Consider the following 12,818-nt stretch of genomic DNA (forward strand, 5'->3'; position numbering starts at 1 on the left):
AACAACCAGAGAAGGCAGTGGCCTGCAAGGGCTCAGCAATGCGGCAGAAAATTTAGGTTTTAGAACTTTAGGAGTTAAAATAGATTTTAAAACCCTGGTTGCAGATGCACCTTTACCTTGCATTGTACACTGGAATAAAAACCATTATGTAGTAGTTTATAAAATTGATAAAACTGAAAAAGTTTATATCTCGGATCCCAGTTATGGCTTAATCACTTACACAAAAGAAGAGTTTATTAAACATTGGATTGGTGAAAATGCGAACGAAGAAACCGAAGAAGGTATTGCACTTGTTTTAGAAACCAGTCCGTCATTCTATCAGGATGACTTTGAGGATGAAGAAAAAAAGACAAGTTTCACCTTTCTATCCCGATATCTATTAAAATATAAATCGCTCGTCATTCAACTTGCTTTTGGCTTACTTGCTGGAAGTTTGCTATCGCTCATTTTCCCGTTTCTTACCCAGAGTGTGGTAGATGTAGGGATACAAAATCAGGATATCAATTTTATTTATCTGGTTTTACTGGCACAGGTAATGCTATTCATCGGTAAAATGGGCATTGATATCATCCGTAGCTGGATATTGCTGCATCTTTCTACCAGGATCAATATCTCTATCGTTTCCGATTTTTTCATTAAATTGATGAAACTTCCCATCAGTTTCTTTGATACCAGAATGACGGGAGACATTATGCAGCGCATTAACGATCACCATAGAATAGAACAATTGCTCACAAGCTCTTCGCTGAGTACATTATTCTCTATGGTTAACCTGATCATATTTAGCATCGTATTGCTGATGTACGATTATCGTCTGTTTGCAGTTTATTTAATTGGCGCTATCCTATACATAGCGTGGATTACCTTCTTCCTTAAAAAACGAAAAGAACTAGACTACAAAATGTTCTCACAGTTTTCTCAAGAGCAAAGCGCTGTAATTGAGCTTATTAATGGCATGCAGGAAATAAAAATGCATAATGCGGAGAAACAAAAAAGGTGGGGATGGGAATTTTTACAGGTTAAATTGTTTAAAATCAGAATAAAGGCCCTTTCTTTAGAACAATGGCAATCTGTAGGCGGTGGCTTTATCAATCAGATTAAAGATATTTTAGTGAGTTTCCTTTCAGCAAAATTGGTACTTGATGGGAATCTTACATTAGGTATGATGCTTTCTGTACAGTATATTATCGGTCAGTTAAATAGCCCTTTATTACAATTGATAGATTTTATTAAACAAACTCAGGATGCCAAAATATCTTTGGAAAGACTTGGCGAAATTCATGATAAAAAGGACGAAGAAAATATTGAAGAACAATATATAACAGAAATCCCACAAAAAGACATTGCATTAAACAATGTATCGTTTAGGTACGTTGGCTCAGACACGTTCGTTTTCCAAGATTTGAACCTGGTTATCCCCTATCAAAAAACCACTGCAATTGTTGGTGCCAGCGGCAGTGGAAAAACCACGTTATTAAAACTGCTTACCAAATTCTACGAACCAGAAAAAGGAGATGTTCAGCTTGGAGGTACCGATCTTAAAAGCATATCACCCAGCCACTGGCGAAAACATTGTGGCGTAGTGATGCAAGAAAGTTATGTGTTTAACGATACCATTGCCAATAATATAGCCATAGGCGAAGATATGATTGAGAAGCAAAAACTGAGAAAAGCAGTCGAGATTGCCAACATCCAGGAGTTTATTGAAAATTTACCACTGAGCTACAATACTAAAATAGGCAACGAGGGCATTGGCATGAGTGGCGGCCAAAAACAAAGATTATTTATTGCCAGGGCAGTTTATAAAAGCCGGATTATATCTTTTTTGATGAAGCCACAAGTGCATTAGATGCCAACAACGAAAAGGTCATTATCGAAAATTTAGCGCAGTTCTTTAAGGGAAAAACTGCAGTTGTTATTGCACATCGGTTATCAACGGTTAAACATGCGGATAAGATTATAGTGCTGGATAAAGGAAGCGTGGTAGAGGAAGGCAGTCATCATCAATTGGTTGCAAAGAAAGGTGAATATTATAGATTAATTAAAAATCAGCTCGAACTTGGAAACTAAAAAAGATAAACTAGATGAGATTCAGCTTCGTTCTGAAGCTGTCCAGGATGTATTATCAAACCCTCCACATTGGATGTTCCGCTGGGGCAATGCCGTTATTTTGGGTATTCTGTTCATGATTTTGCTGATGAGCTATTTTATCAAATACCCAGAGTTTGTACCAGCTTCGATTATAGTTACCTCACAAAACCCACCAGAAAAACTTGAAGCCAGAATAGACTCTAAAGTGGAAAAAATCTTAATAAAAGATCACCAGCGCGTTCATAAAAATCAGGTTTTGATGGTGCTACAGTCGACGGCAAACTATGCGGACATTTTACAACTCATCAACATAATTGATTCAACAACTCCGGCTCAAATGGCCTCTTTTCCGGTGAATAAGGTATCAGCATTTAAATTGGGCGAGCTCCAAAGCGATTATAACAGTTTCGCAAAGGCATTCCAGGACGAGAAGTTATTTGCATCACTTAAGCCCTACGAACCAGAAAACAAAGCCGCTGAACAAAATATCACAGCCAACAGAAGTAGGGAACTCGCGCTTAAAAACCAAAAAAAACTAGAGCTGGCCAAATTTGAACTGATTAAGAAAAATTATCAGCGGACGTTGCAGCTTGTTAATCAAAAAGTAATCTCTACCGCTGAATTTGAAAATGAGAAGATTAAATTTATACAAGCCGAACAAAGCATACAGAATATAGAAATTTCCCTATCGCAAACCCAGGAAGCCATTGCAAACCTTAACAAAACCAGAAGTGGGATCAATATTAATCATGAGAAAGACAAAAGCAATTTTGCTTTACAAACCTTACAGTTATTTGAACAATTAAAAAAATCGTTAAGGCAATGGCAGCAAAATTATTTAATCACCTCATCAACAGATGGTATAGCCAGGTTTCCAGCAGTTTTGGGGCGAAAATCAGTTTTTAAAACGGGGTGATGCCATATTAACCGTACTTCCAGATAATAAAAAGGCGCTAATTGGCAGATTACTAGTTCCTGCAACCAATTCTGGCAAAATAGCCCGGGGCGAAAAGGTGCTCATCAAACTGGATAATTATCGTTTTCAGGAATATGGCATTTTAGAAGGCCATGTACAGAATATTTCCTTTACCCCAGACGAAAAGGGAAACTACTATGTAGATGTTAACTTGCCTAAAGGATTAACCACTACGTATAATAAAACCCTTACTTTTGACAAAGAATTAAAGGGTAATGCGGAAATTGTAACTCAGGATTTGAGATTAATAGAACGGTTTTTATACCAAATCCGAAAGTTATTGGGATACCAGAGTTAGCCGGAAAATAGTGATTACAAACGTAGAAAGAAGTTAATATAGCTACGCATTTGGATTGCTCCAATTACCTTAAACAAAACCGAAATAACTGTCGCAAATCTTATTCTTTTTTACTCTATCCAACATAATAAAAAAACCATCCGATTTTACTACCTTTGCGGCTCAAAATTTACAGTAGAATGAGTCAATCCATTAAAATCAAAAACGCTTTAATTTCAGTATATTATAAAGATGGTTTGGAGCCATTGGTAAAATTGTTGGCCGCACAAGGGGTTCAATTATTTTCTACGGGCGGAACAGAACAATTCATCAAAGATTTAAACCTTCCTGTTACGGCGGTTGAAGATTTAACAGGTTATCCATCTATTTTAGGCGGACGTGTTAAAACCTTACACCCAAAAGTATTTGGCGGGATTTTAAACCGCAGGGCATTAGCTGGCGACCAAGAGCAGATTGCTGAATACGAAATTCCTGAAATTGACCTGGTTATTGTTGACTTATATCCATTTGAAGAAACTGTAAAAGCTGGCGGAACTCCAGAAGAAATCATCGAAAAAATAGACATCGGTGGTATTTCACTAATCCGTGCCGCAGCAAAAAACTTTAATGATGTAGTAATTATCGCATCAAAAAACGATTACCCTACTTTAGAAGCCCAATTGGCAGCACAAAATGGCGAAACTACTTTAGCACAACGTAAGGCATACGCTAAAAAAGCATTCCATACTTCTTCTCATTACGATACTGCCATTTTCAATTATTTTAATACTGAAGAACCACTTGACGTTTTTAAACAGAGTGTTACTGAAGCCAAAACTTTACGTTACGGAGAAAATCCTCATCAAGGTGGCGTATTTTATGGCGATTTAGATGCCATGTTCACCAAACTTAACGGCAAAGAGCTTTCTTACAATAATCTGGTTGACGTAGATGCAGCTGTTGCTTTAATCGACGAATTCGAAGAGCCAACTTTTGCCATTTTAAAACACACCAATGCCTGTGGCATAGCCTCACGCCCAACCGTTAAACAAGCATGGATTGACGCTTTAGCTTGTGATCCCGTTTCGGCTTTTGGTGGCGTACTGATTACTAACGTTGAAGTTGACCTGGACACAGCAGAAGAAATCAACAACCTGTTTTTTGAGGTATTGATTGCACCCTCTTACCAGGCAGAGGCAGTGGAATTGTTCAGCAAAAAGAAAAATCGCGTTATTTTACAGCGCAATGAGGTTGAACTGAGCAAAAAACAATTTAAAACATTATTAAATGGTGTAATTGAGCAGGATAAAGATTTAATTATCGAAGGTCCGGAGCAAATGACAACCGTTACAGATAAAGCACCAACCGAACAAGAACTAAAAGATTTATTCTTTGCAAACAAAATTGTAAAACACACTAAATCAAATACCATTGTTTTGGTTAAAGACGATGTTTTAATTGCAAGTGGCGTGGGCCAGACTTCGCGTGTTGATGCCTTAAAGCAAGCGATTGAAAAAGCGGCTTCTTTCGGTTTCAGTGTTAAAGGTGCTTCAATGGCCTCTGATGCTTTCTTTCCATTCCCAGATTGTGTAGAGATTGCTGCCGATGCTGGAATTACGGCTGTGTTGCAACCAGGCGGATCAATTAAAGATGCCGATTCTGTTGCAAAAGCAAACGAAAAAGGTATCGCTATGGTAACTACCGGGGTAAGACACTTTAAACACTAGTTTTTAAGCTTGAAGCAGAAAGTCTAAAGCTTAAAGTGAAGATAAGCTGAAAAGAGTAAAGCTTAAGGCACAGTGCAAATCGCTTTATCCTTTCTGCTTTGGACTTTTACCTTTGGTCTTTCACCTTTTTATTTTCAAAATATTTTAATTGCCTTAAAAACAATTTAATAACTTAAGAAAATAAAACTTAAAACAATAAAAATCCTATTTTTACATTAGGAATAGTATAGATTTGATCAAATAAAGAAAACATACCTTATACATGGGATTATTTAACTGGTTTACGCAAGAAGTTGCCATCGATTTAGGCACCGCGAATACCCTGATTATACATAACGACAAAGTAGTGGTAGATGAGCCATCTATTGTTGCTTTTGATCGTACTACAAATAAAGTTATTGCAATTGGCCGCCAGGCGATGCAAATGGAGGGTAAAACCCACGATAATATTAAAACGGTACGCCCATTAAAAGATGGTGTAATTGCCGATTTCAACGCTGCTGAGGCGATGATTAAAGGAATGATCCGGATGCTTAACGGTGGTAAAGGCTGGATGTTCCCCTCTTTACGTATGGTAATCTGTATTCCCTCTGGTATTACCGAAGTAGAAAAACGTGCTGTGCGCGATTCTGCCGAAATTGCCGGTGCAAAAGAGGTTTACCTGATCCACGAACCAATGGCAGCCGCTGTAGGTATCGGGATTGATGTGGAAGAGCCAATGGGAAACATGATTATTGATATAGGTGGCGGTACAACCGAAATTGCAGTTATTGCTTTATCAGGTATTGTTTGCGACCAGTCTATACGTGTTGCGGGAGATAACTTTGATTCGGATATCGTAAATTATATCCGCCGTCAGCACAACATCATGATTGGTGACCGTACCGCTGAAAAAATTAAAATTGAAGTTGGTGCAGCATTACCCGAATTACAGGATGCCCCTGCTGATTTCGCGGTTCAGGGCCGAGATTTAATGACGGGTGTACCAAAGCAGATCACGGTTTCTTATACCGAAATTGCACACTGCTTAGATAAGTCGATCTCTAAAATTGAAGAAGCGATTTTAAAAGCTTTAGAGATTACCCCTCCGGAACTTTCTGCAGATATTTACCAAACTGGTATTTACTTAACCGGTGGTGGTGCGTTGTTAAGAGGTTTGGATAAACGTGTTGCAGCCAAAACAAAATTACCTGTTCACGTTGCAGAAGATCCGCTTCGTGCAGTAGTCCGCGGAACCGGCATTGCCCTTAAAAACATTGGTGGATATAAATTTTTAATGCAATAAAACAAGGAAAATGGAAGATGTATGATGGATGGTGTATTGCCTCCATTATACATTTCCCATCTTCCATTTTACCTTAAAATATGCGTAACCTTTGGATTTTCATCAGCAGATACAACGCATTTTTCTTGTTTATCATTTTTTTCGTTGTCGGCATTTACCTCACGGTTAAGAACAATGCTTACCAGCGAAGTGTGACCTTAAATTCCAGCAACGAGATTGTGGGCACTGCCTATGAAAGGTTAAACGTTTTTAAACGGTATTTAAACCTGGGCATGGTTAATGATAGTTTGGCCGCAGAAAACGCTAAACTTAAAAGCCAATTACTGGGGTTAACTACTGTAGATACAGCAAAAGATGTTAAAGTAGTAGATACATTTACTAACCAACAATATACTTATCTGGCAGCGAAAGTGGTTAAAAACTCGATCACTTTACGCAATAACATCATGACGATCAATAAAGGTACGGATGATGGAATTAAAAGTGGTATGGCCGTTATTGCCCCCCAACGCGGAGTTGTTGGCTTTATCCGGGATGTTTCTGCACACCTGGCCACCATTCAGTCATTATTGCATAAAGATACGAAGATCAGTGTAACCTTGAAAAAGAACCACGCACTTGGTTCGTTGGTTTGGGGTGATGGAAATTTTGATATTAAAAAGGCATTTGTGAAAGAGGTGCCCAACCATATTAAAATGTATGTTGGTGATACTATTGTAACTTCTGGCTATGGCTCTTTTCCTGCCGGGGTTCTGGTTGGAAAAATCAGCAGGGCAAATGTCGCCACAAATGATAATTTTTTATCGGCAGAATTGAATTTGTTTACTGACTTTAGCACATTGCAATATGTTTATGTGGTTAAAGATAAAAAAGCTGATGAGCAAAAAGCTTTAGAAAGCATGGCTAAACCGAATGAATAGTAGAATCATAATTGTAAATGTGATCAGGTGGTTTTTACTGCTTTTTGTGCAGATATTTCTGCTCAAGAATATGGGCTTTTACGATCTCTCCACACCATTTATTTACGTGTTGTTTTTACTCCTGCTCCCATTTGGCATCCCCAATATTTTGTTATACGTACTGGCCTTTGGAACCGGATTAACGCTCGATGCTTTTTACGATACTATGGGTGTACATGCCACCGCTTGCATAGTCCTGGCATTTGTAAGGATTTCTTTTATTTCCATAAGTTTAAACCGCGATGCCATTGACGACCCCGAACCGTCCTTAAGTTATATGGGTTTTCAGTGGTTTGCGCTTTATACTTTTCTTTGCGTGGTATCACACCACCTGGTGTTATTTTTTCTAGAAACATTTAGGCTAACCGAAGTTGGTTATACCTTAATGAGATGCGGCTTAAGTTGTATCTTTACACTGCTTATTATTTTTTTAGTAGAGTTTATATTCTATAGAAGAACATCACGCTAAATGGATCAGTTATTTAATCGGAAATATATCGTTCAAGGATTATTTATTGTAGTCGCCCTCATTTTATTGGGGAAGTTATTCTATATCCAGATTATTAGCGATAAAGCCTTTATTTCAGCTGAAAGTAACGTATTAAAAAAGAAATTCAAGTTCCCGGCCCGCGGGGCCATTCTCGATCGGAACATGAAGGTAATTGTACAGAACGAACCTGTCTACGACTTAATGGTGATCCCAAACGAGGTTAAACCGTTTGATACCCTCGGATTGGCCAAGGCTTTGGAAATTACGGTTGAAGATGTACGCAAAAAGTTGAAAAAAGCAAGAGTACAATCTCCTTATCAATCTACATTTTTTGAAAGGCAAATCTCGGTACAATCCTATGCGCGCTTACAGGAAATTATGTATCGCTTTCCAGGTTTTTCAACACAGGATAGAACGATCAGGCATTATCCCGACAGCATTGCCGGCCAGCTTTTCGGCTATGTTAAGGAAGTAAGCCCAGAAGATATTGAAAAATCCGAAGGTTATTATAAACCAGGCGATTTTATCGGCAAAAGTGGTTTAGAGCGGTCATATGAAGATTTTCTCCGCGGCAAAAAAGGTGTAGTAAATACACTTTATGATGTGCATAATGTAGCCCAAGGTAGTTATGCCGACGGAAAATATGATGTTAACGCCGTTTCAGGAGACCGTTTAATTTCTTCTATAGACATCAGGATTCAACGCCTGGGAGAAGAATTAATGAAAAATAAGGTCGGTGCTATCGTGGCCATTGAACCCTCAACCGGCGAAATCCTGGCATTTGTCAGCAGCCCTGGTTACGATCCCAACTTATTAGTTGGTAAAGATTGGGGAAAAAACTACATGAGTTTAATCGCAAATCCTTATCGCCCACAGATTGTAAGGCCTATTGCCGGACAGTATTCTCCTGGCTCTTCATTTAAGCCAGTTGATGCTTTGGTTGCCCTGCAAGATGGCGCCATCGATCCAAATACCACATTTTTCTGTCCAGGTTATTACATGGCCGGAAATCATAAGGTAAAATGCGAACACGTTGATGGTACCATTAACATGCAACGCGGTATCGCCCGCTCTTGCAACACCTATTTCTGTCATGTTTTCCAGAACATCATCACGAAAAATGGCATAAAAAACCAACGCCAAACTTATGCACAATGGCATGAGCAGATTGCAAAATGGGGTTTTGGCCGGAAATTGGGCATCGATATGCCTTTCGAAAAAAAGGGTATATTTTATCAGGCTGATCATTATGATAAAATTTACGGCAAACGCTGGGGATATACCACTGTAATTTCGCAGGCCATTGGTCAGGGCGAGATTACCTCTACCCCATTACAAATGGCCAACGTGATGGCGGCCATTGCCAACCGTGGTTATTATTTAAAGCCCCACTTAATCAAAGGTATTGGCGATAAAAATGTAGTTAAAAAGGAATATGTGGTTAAAAACTATGTAGGTGTAGATGAAAAATACTTTCCTATTGTAATTGATGGCATGCGGGATGCGGTGAACAGCCCTTGGGGAACGGCAAAGGAATCGCAGATACCCAATATTTTAATGTGTGGCAAAACCGGAACCGTACAAAATCCACATGGCAAAAACCACTCGGTTTTTATTGGTTTCGCACCTATGAACAACCCTAAAATTGCTATTGCTGTGATTGTAGAAAATGGCGGTTATGGAGGATCTTACGCTGCACCGATATCAAGTTTTATTGTCGAAAAATATTTAACTGATAGCATTAAGCCACGTGCCAACGGCTATACGGTAAAAGCATTCGCTGAAACCAATCTTTTACCGGCGTTGATTGATAAGACCAAAAAGTTTAAACCGACCAAACTAGACAGTTTAAAACTGAAAAAAGCCGATTCACTTAAAAAGGTTAAAGACAGCTTAAAAATTAAACCCGCTTTACTTAAACAAACCGTTGCTACCAAGTTAAAAGTAAATCAATCCAATATAAACAATAAACCTGTAACCAATAAGTAATGATTCAACAACAGGGAAACCGCTTCTTTTTCAATGTAGATTGGATTACTGTTTTAATCTATATGGCTTTATGTGCAGTTGGTTTTATCAATGTTTATGCTTCTATCTATAATCCAGATAAAGCAACAGGTTTCGATTTTGCAAGCAGTTACGGCAAACAATTAATTTATGTTATTACCGGTTTAATACTGGGTCTATCTATTTTATTGTTCGACGGTAGATTATTCAACGTATTTGCTCCCTTTATATACGGTGCCACTTTATTTCTACTTGTGGTGGTACTTTTTGTAGGGAGAAATGTTGGCGGAAACCAGGCCTGGATTCCCATCGGCTCGTTTAGGCTACAACCTTCAGAGTTTGCCAAATTTGGTACAGCCTTACTTTTAGCAAGGTATGTAAGCACATTTAATCCAAAATTCAGGGATATTAAATCCATTGTCATTGCGGGTTTAATTGTATTAGCCCCGCTGTTATTGATTATGCTACAACCTGACACAGGCTCTGCATTGGTTTTTCTGGCCTTTATGTTCCCCTTGTACCGGGAAGGGTTATCAGGTTATTTCCTGTTGATTTTTCTTGGAATGATTGTACTCTTTGTTGCCGATTTTCTAGTACCCACTTACATCTTGATCCTTATCCTAACCACAATTGGCGGACTTTTTATCTATAACAACAGGCGTAAACAGAAGATTATTATTTCTACCGTATTGGTCACCATTATTGCCATTGCTTATTTATTTGTGGTTAAAATTGCTTACGAAAAGGTTTTGGCACCGCATCAGCGTAGCCGTATTGAGCTGATGTTAGGTCTTAAAGCAGATAATAAAGGTGCCGGTTATAACGTCATCCAATCACAGATTGCCATCGGCTCGGGACAGGTAACCGGCCGAGGTTTTTTACAGGGTACCCAAACCAAATATGGTTATGTACCCGCTCAAAGTACCGATTTCATATTTTCTACCATCGGTGAAGAGTGGGGTTTTGTAGGCTGTTCAGTTGTAATTGGCTTATACATATTTTTATTGCTTCGGTTAATCAATCTGGCAGAAAGGCAGCGATCAACTTTTTCTAGGGTTTATGGCTACAGTGTGGCCTGTATCCTCTTTTTCCACGTATTTATCAACATCGGCATGACCATTGGGATCATTCCTGTAATCGGGATTCCGCTACCATTTATCAGCTATGGTGGTTCCTCATTATGGAGTTTTACCATCCTACTGTTTATCTTTTTGAAACTGGATTCTAACCGGATGGGATTTATTTAATAAGTTGGTATTTGGGGTAAGTAAAAGATATTCGTAATTTCGAAGAACATGCAAAGCAATTAAAAACCACGAAGTATTCAGCGAAGCTAAATCTAAATGAAATAGATCTCTCCCCGCCTGTACGGGCAGGCATTTCGCTACGCTTCAGTCGAGACGACGACCAGATTAGTAAAATAACAAGCATAATATTACGCCATTCGCCAATCACTCAGCGCTTTTCACCCCTACTTACTAAACCTTCTATTTAACAGTTCATAAAACTGATCGACAGTGGCCTGTTTATTGGCCCAGTTATTTTTAGCTGCATAATTATGCTGAAGGAAACTATCCACAGCTTCAAAACTGCTCATTTTGTTGATGATGTCGATTACTTCAGAATAGGCCAGATTATAACCGTTAAAAAGATCTTTAATGAAAAGCAACTTCTCATTTAAATTGATGGCCTGTTTTAAATCAGAAATTGGTGCTTTTACGGGTTCATCGCTTTTTTTATTTGTTCTGGCAAGCAAATCATTTAAACTTGGTGCAGGCTTAAATACTGCAGGTTGCGGATTCGGTTTTACAGGAACAGCTTCAGGCCTGAATAAAGGGCGCTCCTCTTCTACAGGTGGCGAAATAACCGAATCGTCAAACTTAACATCTTTCAGTGCCTCAATCGGTTGAGTAGCAGTTGAAAGTCTAGGTTCCTCCACCTGGGCTGCCACGAAAGGCTCTTCTGACTTAGCTAAAATAGGCTCCTCTTTTGCAATTACTTCAGGCTTATTTTCTTCGTGCGGAACCAAAAAAGGCTCTGGACCAATTTCATCTTCTTCAGTTGATAGAAGTTCTTCCTGACTAGATGATGCATCTTCCCTCTCGTGAATGATCTTTTTACGTGCTAAAATTTCTGCTTCTTCTTTGCTTAGAGGCCGATCAAAAATCTCTTCAACAGATCCATTGGCGATCGGACTTGCTTCGTAATCAAACTGATCGTTTTCATGATGTGTATTCAGTACAAATTCGAAAGTATGGTCGTCTTGGTCGGGTTTAAAGAAATCTTTATCTAAGAGCGAAGCAGCCTTTTCCTCTTCAAGAACCTCATCGTCAAGCACTTCTTGTTCTGGTTTTATATCCACACGTTCTTCCTCTTCCTGGGCAGTTACCACTTCTTCCAATTCCTGGGGATCGAAAGATTCATCATCCTCCTCATAACTTTTTTCGGCTTCTGGCAATATAATGGTATTCTGTTCGGCCAGTAATGTATGGTTTTCTGTTTCGGCTGACTTATTTTCTATTGTGGCATTTAATTTTTTGACAATATTAACATGATCAGAAAGGAAATGAGCATTGGCCAGAAACAGCTCCAGTTCCAAATCGTTTAATTGTTGAGGGTTTTGAGCCAAAAACTGGTATTGCTCATTCAGCTCCGTTAAAATACTACCTATCTTTCTGAAAATATCTTGTTGGTTCATCATAAAATTAAAACGAAATTTTAGTCGATTTATGTTGGTAACTATGTGTTCAAAAATAACACTTAATTTTAATATCTATTTTATCATGAGTGATCCTTTGGAAGTAACAATTTAATGCCTATAATAACCTCTCATTTTACAAAATAGCTCATTATATATCACAAACCTAATAATATCTTAATTGTTTTCCACGATCAAACCATACTTGCAATTTTTGGGAGGATTTGTATCCTCTTCATACTGAACATGTCCAACACAGCTTAATTATCGCGCTTTCATATTGATGATATTATTGTATTTTTATCAAG

At 38.5% G+C, this 12,818-nt stretch carries 10 protein-coding genes; 9 read left to right on the top strand and 1 reads right to left on the bottom strand.

Annotated elements, in window-relative coordinates:
* The 9 genes from PGN18_RS19395 to rodA form a co-directional block, all read left to right on the top strand.
* Nucleotides 1-1,849 (top strand): peptidase domain-containing ABC transporter (locus PGN18_RS19395; protein WP_335321237.1); only part of this gene is annotated, 1,849 nt, incomplete at its 5' end.
* A 210-nt stretch (nucleotides 1,850-2,059) separates the two neighbouring features.
* On the top strand, nucleotides 2,060-3,007 hold the full coding sequence (locus tag PGN18_RS19400) for an HlyD family secretion protein (protein WP_335321238.1): 948 nt from the start codon (nucleotides 2,060-2,062) through the stop codon (nucleotides 3,005-3,007).
* A 4-nt stretch (nucleotides 3,008-3,011) separates the two neighbouring features.
* Nucleotides 3,012-3,365, top strand: a complete 354-nt coding sequence (locus PGN18_RS19405; protein ID WP_335321306.1) for an HlyD family secretion protein — start codon at nucleotides 3,012-3,014, stop codon at nucleotides 3,363-3,365.
* 179 nt (nucleotides 3,366-3,544) lie between these two features.
* Entirely contained in the window at nucleotides 3,545-5,071 is a 1,527-nt protein-coding gene (gene purH, locus PGN18_RS19410; protein ID WP_335321239.1) for a bifunctional phosphoribosylaminoimidazolecarboxamide formyltransferase/IMP cyclohydrolase, read from the top strand.
* A gap of 262 nt (nucleotides 5,072-5,333) precedes the next feature.
* The gene (locus PGN18_RS19415; protein WP_010601761.1) at nucleotides 5,334-6,356 is read left to right on the top strand and encodes a rod shape-determining protein; all 1,023 of its coding nucleotides are present in this window, start codon (nucleotides 5,334-5,336) and stop codon (nucleotides 6,354-6,356) included.
* Between the two features lie 80 nt (nucleotides 6,357-6,436).
* Nucleotides 6,437-7,276: a rod shape-determining protein MreC gene (mreC, locus tag PGN18_RS19420; protein ID WP_335321240.1), complete on the top strand. Its 840-nt coding sequence runs from the start codon at nucleotides 6,437-6,439 to the stop codon at nucleotides 7,274-7,276.
* A complete protein-coding gene (locus PGN18_RS19425; RefSeq protein ID WP_335321241.1) occupies nucleotides 7,269-7,784 on the top strand; it encodes a rod shape-determining protein MreD in 516 nt (171 codons plus the stop codon). Before mreC ends, PGN18_RS19425 begins: the two co-directional genes overlap by 8 nt.
* Nucleotides 7,785-9,794 (top strand): penicillin-binding protein 2, encoded by a 2,010-nt coding sequence (mrdA, locus tag PGN18_RS19430; protein WP_335321242.1) that lies wholly within the window; start codon nucleotides 7,785-7,787, stop codon nucleotides 9,792-9,794.
* Nucleotides 9,794-11,059: a rod shape-determining protein RodA gene (gene rodA / locus PGN18_RS19435; RefSeq protein WP_205056604.1), complete on the top strand. Its 1,266-nt coding sequence runs from the start codon at nucleotides 9,794-9,796 to the stop codon at nucleotides 11,057-11,059. Before mrdA ends, rodA begins: the two co-directional genes overlap by 1 nt.
* A 224-nt stretch (nucleotides 11,060-11,283) precedes the next feature.
* Here rodA and PGN18_RS19440 read toward each other — a convergent pair whose 3' ends face one another.
* On the bottom strand, nucleotides 11,284-12,513 hold the full coding sequence (locus PGN18_RS19440) for a hypothetical protein (protein ID WP_335321243.1): 1,230 nt from the start codon (nucleotides 12,511-12,513) through the stop codon (nucleotides 11,284-11,286).
* Between the last annotated feature and the right edge of the window lie 305 nt (nucleotides 12,514-12,818).

It is taken from the genome of Pedobacter terrae, assembly GCF_036946585.1.
In the GTDB taxonomy this organism is placed as follows: domain Bacteria; phylum Bacteroidota; class Bacteroidia; order Sphingobacteriales; family Sphingobacteriaceae; genus Pedobacter; species Pedobacter terrae_C.